The sequence below is a fragment of the Brachybacterium sp. AOP3-A1-3 genome (assembly GCF_052378285.1).
Taxonomy (GTDB): Bacteria; Actinomycetota; Actinomycetes; order Actinomycetales; family Dermabacteraceae; genus Brachybacterium.
Genome location: NZ_JBQSXM010000002.1, coordinates 500,064 through 518,589, shown reverse-complemented (window position 1 = coordinate 518,589; position 18,526 = coordinate 500,064). Strand labels below are relative to the sequence as shown.

The 18,526-nt window shown below is 71.5% G+C and carries 13 protein-coding genes; 5 read left to right on the top strand and 8 right to left on the bottom strand.

Going from position 1 to position 18,526, the window contains the following annotated elements; all coding sequences use genetic code 11:
• Positions 1 to 9 precede the first annotated feature (9 nt).
• Both ACT3T5_RS05105 and ACT3T5_RS05100 read right to left on the bottom strand, forming a co-directional pair.
• A complete protein-coding gene (locus tag ACT3T5_RS05105) occupies positions 10 to 972 on the bottom strand; it encodes a PAC2 family protein (protein ID WP_444576823.1) in 963 nt (320 codons plus the stop codon).
• Between the two features lie 100 nt (positions 973 to 1,072).
• Positions 1,073 to 1,876 (bottom strand): TSUP family transporter, encoded by an 804-nt coding sequence (locus tag ACT3T5_RS05100; protein ID WP_444593754.1) that lies wholly within the window; start codon positions 1,874 to 1,876, stop codon positions 1,073 to 1,075.
• Positions 1,877 to 1,942: 66 nt separating this feature from the next.
• Between ACT3T5_RS05100 and ACT3T5_RS05095 the strand changes: the two genes are divergently transcribed.
• Genes ACT3T5_RS05095 through ACT3T5_RS05085 form a run of 3 tightly spaced genes read left to right on the top strand, consistent with a single transcriptional unit; the run spans position 1,943 to position 4,123 of the window.
• A complete protein-coding gene (locus ACT3T5_RS05095; RefSeq protein WP_444576825.1) occupies positions 1,943 to 2,563 on the top strand; it encodes an HAD-IA family hydrolase in 621 nt (206 codons plus the stop codon).
• Between the two features lie 31 nt (positions 2,564 to 2,594).
• The gene (locus tag ACT3T5_RS05090; RefSeq protein ID WP_444593753.1) at positions 2,595 to 3,509 is read left to right on the top strand and encodes a hypothetical protein; all 915 of its coding nucleotides are present in this window, start codon (positions 2,595 to 2,597) and stop codon (positions 3,507 to 3,509) included.
• Positions 3,510 to 3,553: 44 nt separating this feature from the next.
• Positions 3,554 to 4,123, top strand: coding sequence for a maltokinase N-terminal cap-like domain-containing protein (locus ACT3T5_RS05085; protein WP_444576827.1), 570 nt, complete (start codon positions 3,554 to 3,556; stop codon positions 4,121 to 4,123).
• A gap of 138 nt (positions 4,124 to 4,261) precedes the next feature.
• On the opposite strand, the gene ACT3T5_RS05080 is transcribed toward ACT3T5_RS05085, so the two are convergent.
• The 5 genes from ACT3T5_RS05080 to ACT3T5_RS05060 form a co-directional block, all read right to left on the bottom strand.
• Entirely contained in the window at positions 4,262 to 4,990 is a 729-nt protein-coding gene (locus ACT3T5_RS05080; RefSeq protein WP_444576828.1) for a GNAT family N-acetyltransferase, read from the bottom strand.
• 200 nt (positions 4,991 to 5,190) lie between these two features.
• Positions 5,191 to 6,624 carry a multidrug effflux MFS transporter gene (locus ACT3T5_RS05075; RefSeq protein WP_444593752.1) on the bottom strand — a complete coding sequence of 478 codons (1,434 nt, stop codon included), beginning with the start codon at positions 6,622 to 6,624 and terminating at the stop codon, positions 5,191 to 5,193.
• Between the two features lie 135 nt (positions 6,625 to 6,759).
• On the bottom strand, positions 6,760 to 7,524 hold the full coding sequence (locus ACT3T5_RS05070; RefSeq protein WP_444593751.1) for a queuosine precursor transporter: 765 nt from the start codon (positions 7,522 to 7,524) through the stop codon (positions 6,760 to 6,762).
• 99 nt (positions 7,525 to 7,623) lie between these two features.
• Positions 7,624 to 8,436, bottom strand: a complete 813-nt coding sequence (locus ACT3T5_RS05065; RefSeq protein ID WP_444593750.1) for a GH25 family lysozyme — start codon at positions 8,434 to 8,436, stop codon at positions 7,624 to 7,626.
• 144 nt (positions 8,437 to 8,580) lie between these two features.
• Positions 8,581 to 9,252 (bottom strand): TetR/AcrR family transcriptional regulator, encoded by a 672-nt coding sequence (locus ACT3T5_RS05060; protein WP_444593749.1) that lies wholly within the window; start codon positions 9,250 to 9,252, stop codon positions 8,581 to 8,583.
• A gap of 220 nt (positions 9,253 to 9,472) precedes the next feature.
• On the opposite strand from ACT3T5_RS05060, the gene ACT3T5_RS05055 reads away from it, so the two are divergent.
• Together ACT3T5_RS05055 and ACT3T5_RS05050 are read left to right on the top strand one after the other, a co-directional pair.
• Positions 9,473 to 12,247 carry an MMPL family transporter gene (locus ACT3T5_RS05055; RefSeq protein WP_444593748.1) on the top strand — a complete coding sequence of 925 codons (2,775 nt, stop codon included), beginning with the start codon at positions 9,473 to 9,475 and terminating at the stop codon, positions 12,245 to 12,247.
• The gene (locus ACT3T5_RS05050; RefSeq protein ID WP_444593747.1) at positions 12,244 to 15,042 is read left to right on the top strand and encodes a YhgE/Pip family protein; all 2,799 of its coding nucleotides are present in this window, start codon (positions 12,244 to 12,246) and stop codon (positions 15,040 to 15,042) included. Before ACT3T5_RS05055 ends, ACT3T5_RS05050 begins: the two co-directional genes overlap by 4 nt.
• A 35-nt stretch (positions 15,043 to 15,077) precedes the next feature.
• Here the strand turns inward: ACT3T5_RS05050 and ACT3T5_RS05045 are convergent, their stop codons facing one another.
• Complete coding sequence (locus ACT3T5_RS05045) at positions 15,078 to 18,503, bottom strand: error-prone DNA polymerase (RefSeq protein ID WP_444576835.1); 3,426 nt, start codon at positions 18,501 to 18,503, stop codon at positions 15,078 to 15,080.
• Positions 18,504 to 18,526 lie beyond the last annotated feature (23 nt).

Genomic DNA, 18,526 nt, shown 5'->3' with positions numbered 1-18,526 from the left:
AGTGGTGGCTCAGCCCTGTGCGGGCGGCTCCTGCTCGTCCGGTGTCTCGTCCGGACCGGCCGGTCCGTCCTCGGGCGTGTCCTCGATCGTCCCGTCCTCGGCGATCCCCGCCAGGTAGCGCTCGACCTCGGCCGCGATGTCATCGGCGGTCGGGACCTCGGCGGTGGCCCCCGAGGTGATCATCCGGTCGTAGCGCTGCTCGAGACCGGAGACCATCTCCTGCAGCTGCTCCTGCGAGGCGATCTGGGCGGCGACGGCCTCGCGCACCGGCGCGGCCAGCGCTTCGAGCCCCTCGACGGGGATCATCGGACCCTTCTCCTGGCCGATCGCGGCGAGCAGCGCGATCGCGGCGTCGGGATAGGACATCTCGTGGAGGTACTGCGGCACGTGGACCACGAGCCCGACGACGTCGTGGCCGGCGTCGGCCAGCCGCAGCGTCAGGAGCGCCGTGAACGGGGCGCGGAGGCGGAAGGTGCCCGGCATCGTGCGACGGACCTCGATGGAGTCCGGATCGCCCGCGAAGCGCGTCACCGGCAGCTCGCGGGTATGGGGGACCGGTGCGGGGAAGCCCTGCACGAGCAGGGTCCGCTCGATGCCCAGCTGCTCGACGATGATCCGCAGGGACGTCGCGACCCGCTCCCACTGGAAGGACGGCTCCGGTCCGGTGAGCAGGAAGAACGGTTCGCCCTCGGGGTCGGTGACCTCGTGCAGCAGGATCTCGGGCTTCTCGTAGCCGTCGAAGTGATCGAGCTCGAGGGTGACCTCGGGGCGGTGGCCCGCGTAGTCGTACACCTGGTCCATGTCCAGGCGCCCGACGATGCGGCTGGGGAGGGTGTTGAGCAGATGGTCGTCGATGAGGTCCTGGGCGTTCCCGGCATCGGTGAACGCTCCGAGGCTCACCACGAGGGTGCGTCCGTGCAGCGAGCGCGAGTCGACGTGGCGCTCGTAGCTGAACAGGGTCGTCGGATCCATGGTGACCTCCAGGCAGACGGGCCGCAGGCAGGAGCGGCGAGGGTGACGCATTCTTCAACGACCTGCGGTGGAGGACTATTCCCCGGCTCGAGCAGAGGGGTCAGGTGAGCAGCGCCACAGAATCCGCCGCAAGACGCACGGCGAGAGCTCCGGTGACGAGGAGGAACACGATCCGCACGAACCGCGAGCCGAGTCGGAGCGCGAGGCGGGCCCCGAGGAAGCCGCCGAGCACGTTGGCCACGGCCATGACCCCGCCGAGCACCCACCACACCTCGCCCTGCAGCCCGAACACCAGCAGCGCCCCGATGTTCGTGGTGAGGTTCGCGAGCTTCGCGTGCACGCTGGCCTCGAGGAACCCGTACCCGAGCAGCGCCACCATCGCGATGATGAAGAAGCTGCCGGTGCCGGGACCGAGCATCCCGTCGTACACGCCGATCACGGCGCCGATCCCGCCGGAGCGCAGCACGTGGCCGCGCCCATGGTGGCGCGGCTCGTGCACGAGTCCCATCGCCGGGCGCAGCAGGGTGTAGAGCCCCACGGCGATCAGGGCGACGAGCACGATGGGGGAGAGCCACGGCTTGGGGACGAACGTCGCCAGCCCCGCCCCGAGCGCGCTGCCCGCGAGGGCGCAGAGCACGAGGGGGATCGCGGTCGCCGCGATCGGCATGATCCGTCGGACGTAGGTCCAGGAGGACACCGCCGTGCCGGCGGCAGAGGCGAGCTTGTTCGTGCCCAGCACGGTCGACGTCGAGGTGTCGGCCGGGAGCGCGGTGAGCAGCGCCGGCAGCTGGATCAGCCCGCCGCCGCCGACGACGGCGTCCACCCAGCCCGCGACGAAGGCCGCGCCGACGAGCAGCACGAGGGTCAGCACGGAGAGTTCGAGGATCTGGTCGGTCAGCGGCACCGGACCAGTGAACACCGATGCCGCTCCCGTCGACGAATCCGGCGCCCCACTGTCAGAATGGCGGACATGGAGGCAGTGATCTGGGACCTGGGAGGCACCCTCCTGAACACCTATCCCGATGTGGACCGGGCACTGGCTGCGGTGATCAGCGCGGAGCCGGGGGAGAGCCTCCTCCAGGAGGTCGCGCAGCTGACACGGCGCTCGAGCGGCGAGGCGATCAGCACCCTCGCACGTCGCTACGACCTGCCCGAGCACGATCTCCGAACGGCCTATGACGGCACCAAGGCCCGCTGGGTCGACCACCCGCCGCCGGTCATGGACGGAGCGCGGGAGGTGCTGGCCGCCGTGCGCGCCGCCGGCGGGCTGAACCTGGTGGCGACGCATCGCGATCGCGACAGCGCCGAGGCTCTCCTGGCCTCCCTCGGACTGGCCGTGGACGACCTGGTCTGCGCGCCCGACGGATTCGCCCGGAAGCCGGATCCGGCCATGGTGCATGCGTTGCTCGAGCGGCACGATCTCGCGCCGGGGGAGTGCCTCGCCGTCGGCGATCGCCCGGCGGATGTCGCGGCGGCGCGGGCCGCGGGTGTGCGCGGGGTTCTCCTGCGGACTTCCGGTGTCGCGCTCGATGCCGGGAACGCGGGGCACATCGATCATCTCCCTGAGCTGCTCACGCTGCCGGACCGGTGACGGACGGCCATCCGCGGGCCATACTGACGCCATGGCGATGATGCTCTCGGACCCGCCCGTCCCTGCCGACTGGGCACGTCACGGCCCCACGAGCGACCCGGGGAGGTTCGCGACGCTGCTGGACGGCGTCGACCCGGACCCTGCGGCGATCGGGCCGGTGGTGCGCAACCTGCTCGCCCATTACCGCGCTCAGGCGGAGGATCTTCCCGCCACCAGCCGTCACGACGTGGACCTGCGCTGGGTGGAGGAGATGCTCGCCGTGGATCAGCAGCGCCACCCCGGGCTGGCCCTCTCCGCACCCCGGGAGATCGGCGAACGGCTCCAGGGCTGCTGCCGGGACCATACGCTGCTGGCCGTCTCGATCCTGCGCCATCACAGGGTGCCGACGCGCAGCCGGGTCGGCTTCGCCGACTACTTCCTGACCGACTGGCACAGCGACCACGTGGTGCTGGAGATGCACGACGGGAACCGCTGGCGACGCGTCGACACGGAGGTCGAGCAGGGGTTGGGGCTGCTGTCGGACCCGCTGGATCTGGAGACGGGCCCCGGTGCCCCGTTCCTCACCGCGGCGGAGGCGTTCCGTGCGCTGCGCGCGGGGACGCTCGATGCCGCCTCGTACGGTGTGGCCCCCGGACACCCTCTCAGCGGCGAGTCCTTCGTGCTGTCCGAGGTGTTCTGGGAAGTGGCCCATCGCTACGGCGACGAGATGCTGCTCTGGGACGGGTGGGGCGCGATTCCGGCGCCCGACGAGACCATGGGCGAGGAGCTGCTCACGGTGCTCGACGAGGTCGCCGAGCACCTGATCGCGGCCGATGCGGGGGACATGGCGGCGGAGCGCGGCCTCTATGAGCAGTACCTGCGCGACCCGCGGCTGCACCCCGGCACCGCTGTGCTGCAGTTCTCGCCGGTCGGCGACGGTCCGGTCACGGTCGCGCTGCGCTCCTGAGGCGCCGTCCTGAGGTGCGGGGCCTCCCGCGCTAGCCTGGACCCATGGCGATCATCTATCAGGCCGAGCTCACCCCGTCCAAGCCCGAGATCCTGCATCGTTTCCTCGAATCTCGCTCCTGGGGCGAGGCGGGTGAGCTCGAGGTGCTCGGTGCCTACCGCTTCGACGACCCCGCGGGCGAGGTCGGCATCGAGTGCCATCTGGTGCGCGCCGGCGACACGATCTATCACCTGCCGTTGGCCTATCGTGCCGAGCCCGTCGAGGGCGCGGAGGCGAGCCTCGTCGGCACCCTCCAGCATTCGGTGCTGGGGGAGCGCTACGTCTACGACGGGCTGGCCGATGACGTGGTCCTGGACTGCTTCCGGCGTGCGATCTGCGGCGAGCAGGAGCAGGCGGAGCTCGAGATCCATGCGCCCGACGGAGAGCACGTCGAGACCAGGCCCCAGAGTGTGACGCTCCGCCTCGAGGTCGACGAGGGCGAGGAGCCGCCGAGCGCCGACGAGCTGCTGGACGGCGAACCCTTCACGATCGCTCGCACCGTCGGCGGGCTCGACGGCACCGTGCGCCTCGTCGCCACCTGGGCCGACGGGAACGGCGTCATCGCGGCGTACTGAGTGCGTTCCGCCTGTCAGTCGGGACCTCGACAGGGGAGCCTGGAAGAGGGACTGTGCTGAGCCGTCCTTCCCTGACTTTACATAACGTACATTATCGGCGTTGCCGCAGGAGGGATTGCTGACCCCTTCCGGCCCTGCTCAGGGCGACTGCGACGGCTCTGGGCGCTGAAGGTCCGACCGCTGCGGCATCGCCGTGAATCCCGCCGACTCGTAGGTCGCGACCGCCGCGGTGTTCGCGCTGGGAGTGGCGACCAGTGCCCGCGACGCACCGAACTCGCGCAGCATCGCGACACCGGCGCGCGTGATCGCCGCGCCGTATCCGTGGCCGCGCTGCTCACGACCCACGCCCAGCGGCTCGATCAGCCCGGCCCGTCCCATGCCTGCCGTCCAGACCGTCGTCGCCGCGACGGCCGCGCCGTCGACGTCCAGCGCCAGCAGACAGCGTGATTTCCCAGCGCCCGTCGCGGTCCGCAGGGTGCGCCAGTGCTCCTCGGTGAACCGTGACCCGTCGAACGACTCCCGGTGCACCGTGGCGCGCATGCCCGCGAGCTCAGGGCCGACGACCTCGATGCGCAGGCCCGGATCCTCGACAGGCTCGGCCAGGTCCATCTCCAGCGGCGTCCAGACCTCGCCGGTCGTCCATCCGGCGGCTGTCAGCGCCTCTCGCAGCCGTACTCCGTTCGGAACCTCGAGGCTCGAGGGGCTGGCTCTCAGCACGCCTCTCCCCTGGTCAGCAAGACCTTGTACCAGTACAAGTGCGAGCTCATCGTCCTGCTGCACGGTCGGATCGATCGCCAGGCGCAGCAGCTCCGGTCCGTCGAGCATCCCGATCGCCAGGAGCTCGCCGTTCCGGCTCCAGGTGCGCACCGCCGCTGCGGTGGCGTCGGCTCCCAGCCGCAGGTGCCAGCCGATGTCCCCCCGGGTGCAGCTGCAGGGGTGCGCCCTCCCTCTGCCAGGTGGCGAGCGTGCTCACGACCTTCGTGAGCTCGTCGGCGCGCGGGGTGTTCGGAAGGGTCTGCATGCCACCGACTATCGACCTGCACGGATCGGCCGGCTCGACCAGGAGCTCAGACCGCGCCGGTGTGCGGGTTCGGGGTGCCGCTCCCCCGCCCGGCCAGGATGAAGAACGTCCCGGAGATCAGGCAGCCGACGACCATCGTGATCGCCATGGGCAGCGACGAGTGGGTGCCGGCGATACCCACCAGCGGGGCGGCGATCGAGGCCGAGAAGGAGAAGCCCAGGCCCAGCATCGCCGAGCCGGTCCCGGCGAACTCGCGGGCCTGGTCCGAGGCCAGCGCGCCGCCGTTGCCGAAGATCATGCCCTGCGGCGCGACGGTGAAGAAGAACGCCGGCAGCACGATCCAGGCCGGGGTATCCAGGAACAGGCTCCCGATCAGCAGCGAGAAGCTCGCGAGCGTCACGACGATCAGTCCCACCCGGATGAGCTTTCGCGGATGGATGGAGCGGGTCAGCCGCGCCGAGAGCAGGGACATCGACATCATCCCCATCGAGTTGATCGCGAAGCTCACCGAGTATTCCGTCGAGGTGAAGCCCAGCATCTCCTGGACCACGAAGGACGACGCCGACACGTACGCCATCAGGGCGAACGCCGAGAAGGCGTTGACCAGCATGTACGCGACGAAGGTGCGCCGGTGCAGCAGGGTGCGGACGTTGCGCAGGAAGGTGCGGAATCCTCCGGCATGGCGCCTGGAGACCGGCAACGACTCCGGGATCAGGAAGATCACCCCGATCAGCGAGATCAGGGACATCGCGGCGATGACCAGGAAGATCTCGCGCCACTGGCCGAAGACCAGGATGATGCCGCCCAGCAGCGGCGCGACGATCGGGGCCACCCCGCCCACGCCCTGCATGATGTTCATGATCCGGAACAGCTCGGGGCCGTCGGTCAGATCGATGAGCACGGCGCGGCCCAGGACCATGCCGAAGCCGCCGCCGATCCCCTGGATCACGCGCAGCACCAGCAGGATCTCGGCCGACGGCGCCAGGGCGCAGCCGATCGAGGCCAGCAGGCACAGGATGATGCCGATCAGCAGCGGGGCGCGCCGGCCCATCCGGTCCGAGAGCGGGCCGGCGACGATCTGGCCGCTCGCGGTGCCGAGGAAGAACGCGGTGATGGTGAGCTGCATCCGGGACGCGGTGGTGCCGAGGTCGTCCGCCACCTCCGGGAAGGCGGGGATGTACATGTCGGTCGCCAGCGGACCGATCGCGCTGAGCGTGGTCAGCACGACGATCACCAGCACGGTGACCTTGCTGCGCGTGCGACGCAGCTCCTCCTCCGTGGGGAGATGGGCGAGGTCGTGGTCGGCGGGGTCCTCCATCACGGGGATGGCGCCGGTGATGGTGGGGATCGAACCGGTCTGGGTGGGGATCGACCCGGTGTAGGTCGGGAGGGAGCCGGTCTGCGTGGGGACGGAGCCGGTGGAGGTCAGGGGTTCGTCGCGGTGGTCATCGCGTCGGGGATCAGGTGCGGCGGGAGCCACGGGGGTCCTTTCAGGCGGTCATGGATCGAGCCGGGCGGATCACGCGGATCGCGCCCGGCTCGATCGGACCATCCTAGGGACGTCGTGAGCGTTCACGGAAGGGGTGGTCCCGGATTGGGACGGGGACGTCCGGGCTCAGGCGGTGGCCGCGTCGGCCAGTCGTGCCTGATAGGTCGGATCGGTGCGCTTGAGCCACCGGATCACGGCGGAGGTCACCGGGATCATCGCGTACTGCACCGCGACCTTGTAGACGAAGCCGAGGATCGTGTACTCGGCCCACTGCTCGAGGGTGGTGATGCCGATCGCGGTCGCGGCGATGGAGCAGAAGATGATCGTGTCCACCAGTTCGCCCAGGCCGCTCGAGGTGAACAGGCGGGCGACGAGGCCCCGCTCCCCCGTGCGCCGCTTCATGCGGCTGACCACCAGGGAGTTCAGGGTCTGCCCGGCGAGGAAGCCGGCCAGGCCGGCGAGCACCACGATCCAGACGGGCCCCAGGGCGAGCTCAAGGGCCTCCTGCTTGGCCAGGCCGTAGTCGTCCGGGAACGGCGGCAGGGCGATGATCACCTGATAGCAGATCGAGGCCAGGATGCTCACGGCGAAGGAGGTGAGGATCGCGCGGCGGGCGGCGCGCGGGCCGTACAGCTCGGTGACGATGTCTCCGAGCACGTAGGCGAGGGGGAAGAGGAAGAATCCGCCGTCGGTGAGGATCTCGAAGCCGGTGCCGGGAACCGTCCCGAAGCTGACGCCCTTCGCTGCGCCGATCCCGGACAGCACGACCACGGTGACCATGGCGGCGAGGAGGATGTCGAAGTGAGAGGTTCCCCGGTCGGCGTAGACGGCGCCGGCCGGGCCTCCAGAGGTCGGAGCGGTGCGCGGGGTGGGTGTTCTGGGTGTGTTCACCGGGGCAGGTTACACAGTGTGCCGGGCATGCCGAGGGCCGGGCCCCCGTCGGCGTGACGAGGACCCGGCCCCTCGCGGATCGCGCGGCGCGCGGTCGGCTCAGATGCCGATCGCGTGGTAGTCCGCATCGGCGACGAAGCTCTCGAACTGGGACTCGGAGCCGTGCCAGAGGTTCGAGTCCCCGGCGAAGGGGCCCGAATCGGAGTACTGCCAGATCTCGTGGGCCCACCAGCGGCCTGGGAGGGTGGTCGGTGCGCTGCTGCTGTACGACGCGAGGAACAGCGGGGAGTTGACCGGGGTCCAGTCCCCCACCACGTCGTTCCACCAGTGCAGGCTCGTGTAGAGGACCGGACGGCGTCCGACGCTGTCGCGGTAGCGGTTCGAGAACGCCATGATCCAGTCCCGCATCTCCTGCTGGCTCAACCCGTAGTCCCGGGGCAGGCCCGAGTAGGACTCGAGGTCGAGCATGCCCGGCAAGGTGATGCCGTCATCGGACCATCCCCCGCCGTTGTTGAGGAAGAAGTCGACCTGCTCCTCGGGGCCGCCGGAATCGGGCCGGGCGAAGTGGTAGCCGCCGCGGACCATGCCCGCAGCGCCGGCTCCGCTGTACTGCTGGTTGAAGGCCGGGCTGCGGTACGAACGGCCTTCGGTGGCCTTGACATAGGCGAAGCGGGAGCCGAGCTCGACCTGCGCGGCCCAGTCGACCTCTCCCTGCCAGCCGGAGACGTCCTGGCCGTAGAGGCCGGCGGCGTTCGCGGCCGGGGCCATCACGGCGGCGGTGCCCGTGCTCAGCGCCGCAGCGCCCAGGACACCCCCTCGCAGGACGGAGCGTCGTGAGGCGCCGGGGGCGGAGTCGGGTGCGGTGTCGGGGCCGGGAGGAGGGTCGAGATGGCGTGCACGGTAGGGACGCATACGTGTCTCCTGGGGAAGAGGGAAGCACAGTGCGACGGACGCCACACCACGCCCACCGTACGCAGAGACGCCTTTCTCTGGGGGGCGACACCTGTCCATTGCGGCGTGTCGCGACGAAACGGGCACGGCGGACGATCGGCGTGATCAGTGCGCGCGGGGCTCCACGAAGGCACGCAGCGTGCCAAGGATCGTGGTCGCAGCGAGCTCGGTGACGTCGCGGCCGTCCATCTGCTCCCGCACCATGAGATCGACGAAGACTCCCACCAGCAGCTGGGCGAGGTCCTCGGGAGGCAGGAGGGGGCGATCGCCGTTCTCCTCCATGTGCGCACTGAGCAGCTTGCCGATCTCGTCGCGCAGGCGTTCGCGCTGCACGGCCAGCTCCGCCCGCATCGTCTCGTCGCGCAGAGAGCGCGCGATGGCGTCGGAGTAGAGCAGGTACCACTGGCGGCCGAAGGGTCGGATCCCCTCGAACACCGCGACCATGATCGTGGCGTCGTCGATCTGGGAGAGGCTCCCAGCGGCGCTCCCGCCGGCGTGGGCGGCGGTGAGCGCGGAGGCCACGGACGTGTTCGCGATCTCGAGCATCTCCTCGGTGACCGAGGCGAACAGTGCCGAGAAGACCTCCTCCTTGGTGGAGAAGTTCGAGTAGAAGGCGCCGCGGGTGAACCCGGCGGCCCGCACGAGGTCGTCGACCGTTGCGCCGTCGATGCCCTTCTCGACGAAGACGTCGAGGGAGGCCCGTACCAGCTTGGTGCGGGTGTTCTCCTTGCGCCGGGTGCTCGCGGACTCGGGCAGCGGTTCGAACAGATCGGTCATGGCTCCTCGGTGGCTCAGGCGCGTCGGTCGGGGCGGTGGGGTGGTCAAGATCTCACGGTTCCCCGTCATCGTGCCCTGCCCTCGCGTGACTCCCCAGTATGCCATCGATACACTGTTGTATCGAATACGGGATCGTCGTGGATACGCGAGTGCATCGTCTCTCATGGTCCGTGGGCCCGACCATTCGTCGCTCATCCGCTGTGCCCGCCCTGGAGGTCGCGTGTCCTCGTCCCTGTACCGACTCGGCCTGCTCATGGCCTCCCTGCGCTGGAAGATCATCGCGGTCTGGGTGATCCTGCTGGTCGCCCTCGGCGGTCTCGCCGTGGGCCTCGGCGGCACGTTCTCCTCGGACATCGAGATCCCCGGCACCGAGGGGCAGCGCGGCATCGACAACCTCGCCAACCGGTTCCCCGAGATGGGCGGCGCCTCCGGTCAGGTCGTCCTGCTCTCCGAGGACGGCGCCGACATCGACGCGCACCGCGACGAGATCGATGACCTCATGGGACGGATCGCCGAGGTGGACGGCGTGGCAGCGGCCCCCTCCCCCTTCGACGACGTCTCCCCCGGCACCCGCAGCGACGACGACTCGGCGATCATCGCCCAGTTCCAGATGGACGGTCAGGTCGGAGCCTTCCCCGCGGGCTCTCTCGAGAAGATCGAGGAGCTCGTCGACGCCGCCGACTCTGCCGACGGCGCGGATCTCAGCGCGAACATCGGCGGCCAGGTGCTGCAGAGCTCCGAGGTGCCCTTCGGCGTCGGCGAGGTCGTCGGCCTCCTCATCGCTCTGCTGATCCTCGCGATCGTCTTCCGCTCGTTCGTCCCCGCCGTCATCCCGATCGTCACCGCCATCGTCGGCGTCGGCATCTCGATGCTCGCCGTGATGGCGCTCGCCGCCGGGGTCGAGATCCCGTCGGTCACGACCGCTCTGGGCGCGATGCTCGGCCTCGCCGTCGGCATCGACTACGCCCTGTTCATCCTGTCCCGCCATCGCGACCAGCTGAGCGCCGGGGAGGACGTGCGCGAATCCATCGGACGGGCGCTGGCCACCTCTGGCAGCGCCGTCATCTTCGCCGGCCTCACGGTGATCGTGGCTCTGGTGGGCCTGTTCGTCACCGGCATCCCGTTCCTGACCATCATGGGCGTCGCGGCCGCCGCGACGGTCGCTCTCTCGGTGGTCGTGGCGCTGACGATGCTGCCCGCCATCATGGGCGTGCTCGGCGAGCGGCTGCGGCCCCGGAAGATCCGCGCCCTGATGGCGCAGAACGACGGGGTGCTGCCCGAGCCGGATCCCGAGCAGCCCCGTCGGCGCTCGTTCGGCACCTTCTGGGTGCGGCTGGTCACGAAGGTCCCGGCGCTCACGATCCTGCTCGTCGTGCTCGGCGTCGGCGCTCTCGCGATCCCGATCAAGGACCTCGAGCTCGCGCTGCCCGACCTGGGCACGGAGCAGCCGGGGACGCCCGCGCGCGACACCTACGATCTGGTCGCCGAGGAGTTCGGGCCCGGATACAACGGTCCCCTGCTTCTGACCGCCGACATCATCAACACCACCGACCCGCTCGGCGTGGTCGAGGATCTGAAGGCCGACGTGAAGGGCCTGGACCACGTCAAGGAGATCCAGATGGCGACCCCCAACCGGGGCGCCGACCTGGCCGTCGTGGTCGTGATCCCCGACGGCGGACCCACCGACCAGGCCACCAAGGACCTCGTGCACGAGCTGCGCGACAGCGCGGCGACCTGGGAGGACGAGTACTCGATCTCCGACGTCACCGTCACCGGCGCGACCGCCGTCGGCATCGACGTCACCGACAAGCTGTCCAAGGCCCTCCTCCCCTTCGGGATCTTCGTGGTCGGACTCTCCCTCATCCTGCTTGCGATGGTGTTCCGCTCCGTGTGGGTGCCGCTCAAGGCGTCGCTGGGCTACCTGCTCTCGGTGGCGGCCGCCTTCGGCGTCACCGCGATGGTGTTCGAGTACGGCTGGTTCAACGCCCCGCTGTCCGTGAGCGTCAACGGGCCCGTCGTCGCCTTCATGCCGATCATGGTCATGGGTGTGCTCTTCGGCCTCGCGATGGATTACGAGGTCTTCCTCGTCTCTCGGATGCGCGAGGAGTTCACCCGCACCGGGGACGCCCGGGCGTCCATAGAGAAGGGATTCACCGCGAGCGCCCCCGTGGTGGTCGCCGCCGCGCTGATCATGGTCTCCGTCTTCGCCGGCTTCGTGACCTCCGGCTGGTTCATGCTGCAGCCGATCGCCGTGGGCCTGGCCGTCGGCGTGCTCGTGGACGCCTTCGTGGTGCGCATGACGCTGGTCCCGGCGGTCCTCGCACTGCTGGGTTCGCATGCCTGGTGGCTGCCCGGCTGGCTGGACCGCGCCCTGCCCAAGGTCGACGTCGAGGGTGAGGGCCTCCACGCGGTCCTCGAGCACCGGCACTGGACCCAGGAGCACGGCGCCCACGCGCTGCGCCTCCAGGACGCCGTCGCTCCGCTGGTCGGGGAGAAGGGCACCATCGGCCCGCTCACCGGAGCCGTCGCCCCGGGCTCGCTGCTCGTGGTGCGCTGCGCCGACGACGCCGCCCGGGCAGCCTTCCTCGCCCTCGCCGCCGGTCGCCTCGAGCCCGAGTCCGGCCTCCTGGCCGTCCACGACCGCCTCGCCCCGGACGACCTCGGAGCCATCCAGGGCCGCGCGCACTGGATCTCCGCCGGATCCGACGTCGCCGCCCGGCTGCGCGAGATCCCCGGTCGCCGCCTGTCCACCGCCGTGATCGTCGTCGAACGGCTCGAGGACCTCGCCCACAGTGCCACGAGCATCGACGACACCCTCGTCGAGCGGCTCGACGCTCTGCTGGAGAAGGGTGCCACGCTCGTCGTGGGCTCTCGTCGACCTGACGTCTCCGACGCCGAACGTCTGCTCCAGGACTCGCTGCGCGACCCTCGCCGCCTCCTGGCCCTCGCCGTCCAGCGCTCCACCGCCTCCGTTCCCGAAGGAGCCCTCGCATGACCCGCCTGACCCATCCCCGCACCCTGATCGTGGTGCTCCTGCTGCCCCTGCTGGTGGTCGGTGCCGGACTGTGGGCGCTCAGCGATCGTGTGGACCGGCTCGACACCGTGCCGGCCGCCGTGGTCAACCTCGACGACGGCGCCGAGATCACCGACGCCGACGGGAAGACCCAGACGGTGCCCCTCGGGCGGCTGCTCGCCGGGGCCCTCACCCAGCCCGGCACCGTCGAGGACGCCGATGCCCCGGAGACGACCGGCTTCGACTGGCAGCTGACCTCCGCCGACGACGCGGAGCAGGGACTCGCGGACGGCTCCTACTCCGCCGTGGTCGTGATCCCGGAGGACTTCTCCGCGGAGCTCACCACCATCGGGACCACGGAGGCCGCCCCGGCGATCCTCCAGGTCACCACCAACGACGCGAGCGGACAGATCAACGCGCTGGTCGGCACCGCGGTCGCCGATGCCGCCGCCGCGACCACCGGCGGGCAGATGGCGAAGCAGTACCTCGACGGCCTCTACCTGGGCTTCAACGACCTCCACGACGGCTTCTCCGACGCCGCCGACGGCGCCGACCAGCTCGCCGAGGGCACCACGGAGCTCGAGGACGGCACGCAGGGCCTCGCCGACGGCACCCGGGAGCTGGCCGACGGCGCCACCCTGGCCGCCGACGGCAGCCGGGAGTTCTCCGGCGGTGTCTGGAGCCTCGCCGACGGCACCCGGCAGTCGGCCGACGGCTCCCGGCAGCTCGCCGACGGCCTCGACCAGCTCGCCACCGGCACCGATGACGCGGCGGTGGGCGGCGACGACCTCGCGACCGGCCTCGACCAGCTCGCCACCGGCGCGGAGGATCTCTCCACCGGTGTGGCCGGCCTGCAGACCGGCATGAACGGCACCGATGCCGAACCCGGGATCCTCGACGGCGTGCAGCAGCTGGCCGCGGGCGTCGAGGGGGACGGCACGGCCGAGAACCCCGGTCTGGTCGCCGGCTCCGACCAGCTCGCCACCGGCGTCGAGGACTTCGCCGACGGCGTCTCCCAGGCCGGTGCCGCCGTCTCGGGCGACGGCACCGAGCAGAGCCCCGGGCTGGTCCCGACCGCGCAGAGCGTGGCCGACGGCGCGGTCGAGCTCGGCGACGGCGCCCAGCAGGCCGCGGACGGCCTCGACGGCTCCGCGGAGCAGCCCGGTCTCGTCCAGGGCGCCGACGGCGTCGTGCAGTACGCGGACGGGCTCCAGGGCATCCTCGACGGGGACGGCAGCGCCGAGAACCCCGGGATGCGCGAGCTCGCCACCCAGATGGATGCCACCGCCGACGCCCTGCTCGCGGAGGATCCCGAGGATCCCACCGCGCTCGCCATGAAGCAGCAGGTCGCCGGGATGCAGGGCTACGTCGACGGGGTCGGGACCACGCTCGAGGGTGACGGCACCGCCGAGAACCCGGGCCTGGTCCCCACCGCCCAGGGCGTCGGGGAGGGCGCGGGCGCCGCCGCCGACGGGGTCCAGCAGATCGCCGACGGCCTCCAGGGCACACCGGACCAGCCGGGCCTGGTTCAGGGCACGCAGGGCGTGGTCGCCTACGCCGAAGGTGTGGAGGCGGCGTTCACCGGGGACGGCAGCGCCGAGAACCCCGGCCTGGTCGCCGGCGCGGACCAGCTCGCCACCGGCGCCCGAACCAGCGCCGACGGCGCCGGCTCTCTGGTGACCGGGGTGACCGGTCTGCGCGACGGCCTCGAGCAGTACGCCGGCGGCGTCGACCAGCTCGCCGATGGGGCCGACGACCTCGCCACCGGCGCACGGGCCAGCGCCGACGGCGCCGGGGACCTCGCGACCGGGCTCGACGACCTGGCCGCCGGCACCCGCACCTCGGCCGACGGCGCCGGAGATCTCGCCGACGGCAACGACCAGCTCGCCGACGGCGCCACCGAGCTGGGCACCGGTGCGGACCAGCTCGCCTCCGGCAGCGACGACCTCGCCACGGGCACGAGCGACCTCGCCGACGGCAGCGAGGAGCTCGCCTCCGGGACCACCGAGCTGGCCGACGGCACCGATGACCTCGCGACCGGCCTGCGCGACGGCGCCGACGGGGTCCCCACCTACACCGAGTCCGAGCGGACCCGCATGGCCGAGATGGCGTCGAATCCGGTTCAGACCGAGGCGACGCGGCAGAACGAGGCCAACGGTGCGTCCACCGCGACCTTCCCCTTCGTCGCGGCGCTCGCGCTGTGGCTGGGCGCGTTCGCGAGCTTCCTGCTGCTGCCGGCCCTGTCCCGGCGCCTGCTGGACCGGGCCGTCCCGATGGGCCGGGTCGTGCTGCGCTCCCTGGCGCCCGCGCTGCTCATCGCGGTGGTGCAGACCATCGCGGTGCTCGCGGTGCTCGCCGTCGTGGGCATCTCCCCGGTGTCCCCGCTGACGGTGGGCGTGGTCGCCCTCGCGGGCGCCGCGATGTTCGCCGCCCTGCACCAGGCGCTGATCACCGTGCTGGGCGTACGCATCGGCCGCATCATCTCGATCGTGCTGATGGTGCTGCAGGTGGTGACCCTGGTGGGCATCCTGCCGCTCGCGACCGCTCCCCCGCTGCTGCAGTCCGTCAGCGCCCTGCTGCCGCTGCCGATCGTCACCCAGGGGCTCGTGCACGCGGCCCTCGGCGGCTCGCTCGTGTCGACCTCGAGCACGCTGCTGGCGATCCTCGCGTGGGGCGCGATCTCGCTGGTGGTGACCCTGGTGGCCTCCCGCTCGGCCCGCCGCGCGGACCTCTCGCCCGAGCGGATGGCGACGGGCACGGTGCCCTCGGCCGCCTGACCTGCTGGAAACCTCTGCTCACTGGAAACCTCTGCTCACTGGAAGTCCCTGGACCGTCCCGCTGCGGCCAGGTCCAGGGACACGACGTCGTCGGCCACGAGGTTCACCGCCCCGCTGCGGTTCTCCACGATCCCTCGCAGCACGATCGCCCGGGCAGTGCGCAGCAGGGGCCGGTGGCGCACCCAGAACCCCTGCGAGCACACCACGTTGAGGATCCCGGTCTCGTCCTCGAGGCTGAGGAAGGTGACGTTCCCGGCCGTCGCCGGCCGCTGCCGGTGGGTGATCACCCCGCCCACCCGGATCCGGCTGGAGTCCTCCGCCTCCCGGGTGCCCTGGATCGAGAGGACCCCCGCGGCCGCCAGCTCCTCGCGCAGCAGCGCCATGGGGTGATCGTCCAGGGTGATCCCGGTGGCCCAGGCGTCGGCGGTCGCGAGCTCCGCATCGCTCATCCCCGGCAGCGTCGGGGCCTGCGCGCCCACGGCGAGGTGCGGCAGCGTGTCCGGGGACTCCTGGGCCGCGGCCCCCGCGGCCCACAGCGCCTGCCGCCGCGAGGACGCGAGCGCATCCAGCGCCCCGGCCGTCGCCAGCGCCTCGAGCTGGCGGGCGCTCAGCCGCACCCGTCGGGCGAGATCCGGGACCGAGACGAAGGGACCGCCCCGCTCGCGCTCGGCGATGATCCCGTCGGCCGTCTCCGTGCTGATCCCGCGCACCTGGTCCAGACCCAGCCGGATCGCCGGACCCCGCGCGGCCGCCTCCCCCTGGACCTGCTCGCGCGGCGGATCCACGCGGTAGCCGGTGTGCTCCTCGTCGGTCTCCAGATCGGTGCAGGCGCGGCTCCTCAGCACGTCCGGACCGCGGGTGAGCACCCCATGCCGCCGTGCATCCGCGACGAGCGACTGCGGTGAGTAGAAGCCCATCGGCTGGGCGCGCAGCAGCGCCGCGGTGAACGCCGCCGGGTAGTGGCACTTCAGGTACGAGCTCGCGTAGACCAGGTAGGCGAAGGAGTAGGCGTGGGACTCGGGGAAGCCGTAGTTCGCGAAGGCGAGCAGCTTGCGGTGGACCGCGTCGGCGTCCTCCCCCGTGATGCCGTGGTTCGCCATCCCGGTGAACAGCGCGTCGGAGAGCTCGAGCATCTTCTGGGTGGAGCGCTTGGAGCCCATCGCCCGACGCAGCTGGTCCGCCTGGGCGGGGCTGAAGTCGGCGACGTCGACCACCATCTGCATCAGCTGCTCCTGGAACAGCGGGATCCCCAGGGTGCGGCCCAGGGACTTCTCCAGCAGCGGGTGGAGGAAGGTGACCGCCTCCTCCTTGTTCCGGCGGCGGATGTAGGGGTGCACGGATCCGCCCTGGATGGGCCCGGGCCGGATCAGCGCGACCTCCACCACCAGGTCGTAGAACACGCGCGGCCGCAGCCGGGGCAGGGTGGAGATCTGCGCGCGGGACTCCACCTGGAACACGCCCACGCTGTCCCCCTCGCACAGCATGTCGTAGACGGCCGGATCCTCCTGCGGCAGGGTGCGCAGCTCGAAGTGCTGCCCGTGATGCTCGGCGACGATCGTCAATGCATGGTCCAGGGCGGTGAGCATCCCCAGCCCCAGCAGGTCGAACTTCACCAGGCCGGCGTCGGCGCAGTCCTCCTTGTCCCACTGCAGCACGCTGCGGTCCGCCATCGCCGCCCACTGCACCGGGCACACCTCGATCACCGGACGGTCGCACAGCACCATGCCGCCGGAGTGGATGCCCAGGTGCCGCGGGGCGTCCCGCAGCTGCTTCGCGAGGTCGACCACGTCGGCGGGGACGTCCGCGTCGGCGAGCGAGGAGAAGGACCGTTCCATCCGCTTGGAGAAGGCGTCCTGCGCGCCGGGGTCGTAGCCGAGCGCCCGGGCGGCGTCGCGCACCGCGAGCTTGGCCCGGTAGGTGATGACGTTGGCGACCTGCGCGGCGTTCTCCCGCCCGTAGCGGGCGTAGACGTGCTGGATCACCTCCTCGCGCCGGTCCGAGGCGATGTCGATGTCGATGTCCGGCGGGCCGTCGCGCTCCGGGGCGAGGAAGCGTTCGAACAGCAGATCGTGGCCGACGGGCTCGACCGCCGTGATCCCCAGCGCGTAGCAGACGGCGCTGTTCGCGGCCGAGCCGCGCCCCTGGGCGAGGATCCCCTCCCCGGCGCAGAAGTCGACGATCTCGTGGACGATGAGGAAGTAGCCGGGGAAGTGCAGGTCGATGATGACCTTCAGCTCATGGTCGATCTGCGCCCAGGCCCCGGGGATCTGCTCGGGCCGTCCCGGGGCGGGCCGCGGCCCGTAGCGCTCACGGCCCTCGATCTCCACCAGCTCTACCAGCCAGCTCGCCTCGTCGTGCCCGGTGGGCACCGGGAAGGGCGGCAGGTCCGGGGCCAGCAGGCGCAGGTCCAGCGCGCAGTCCCGGCCCAGCCTCGCGGCCGCGGCGATCGCGCCGGGATAGCGCGGCAGCAGCTGGGCCATCTCCTCCCCGCTGCGCAGGTGCGCGGGCCGGGAGGACAGATACGGGTCGGCATCGACCAGGGGCACCCCGGCGCGCAGGGCGGCATGGGTGTCGGCCAGGCGCTTGTCGGCCGGTCGCGCGTAGTGCGCATTCGTCGTCGCCACGAGCGGCAGGGAGATCTCGTCCAGGCCGTGGTCCTCGCGCACCAGGCGGGCGCCCTGGGCGAGGGCGTCGTGGAGCTCGTCGGCCTCTCCCCCGCCGCCGGCGACCAGCTCGACCGCGACGTTCCCGACCCCGAACAGGTCCAGCAGGCGGGCGATGGCGCCCGCCGCGGCCTGGGCGGCGGCCTCGAGGTCCCCGTCGGCCAGATGCGCGGCCGCCGCCCGGGTCACGGACCCTTTGCGGCAGCCGGTGAGGATCTGCCAGCGACCCTCGCGGGCGAGGCGGGAGAGCTCCGCGAGCCGGTAGCGCGGCACCGCCTTCTCCCCGCTGTCGAGGTGGGCGCGGGCGATCGCGGCGGAGAGCTGCCGGTACCCGTCCGTATCGCGCACCAGCACCAGCAGGTGCTCGCCCTCGGGATCGGGGATGCCGGTGCGGGGCGCGGAGATGACCGGGGTGGCGCTCGCGGCATCGGCCCCCGGTTCGAGCCCGAGGGTGAGCTCGGCCCCGAACACGGTGTCGATGCCCGCCTCCCCCGCCGCGCGGGCGAAGCGCACCGCCCCGGGCAGGCCGTCGTGGTCCACCAGGGTGATCGCACCCAGTCCCAGGCGGGCGGCCTGCTCCACCATGTCCTCGGGGCTCGAGGCGCCGTCGAGGAAGCTGAAGTGCGAGTGGGCGTGCAGCTCGGCGTAGTCGACGGTGCGCGCCGGCCGGTAGGCGTCGTCGGCGACCTTCCCGGTGTGCTCGACGATGATCGGCGGGGCGACCAGCTCGGCGGGACGGTCCGAGAGGATCGCCTCGATGTCCTTCCACGCGGGTGGGCCCAGGAACCAGCCGGCCATCAGCGTCTCCTCTTCGTCATGTC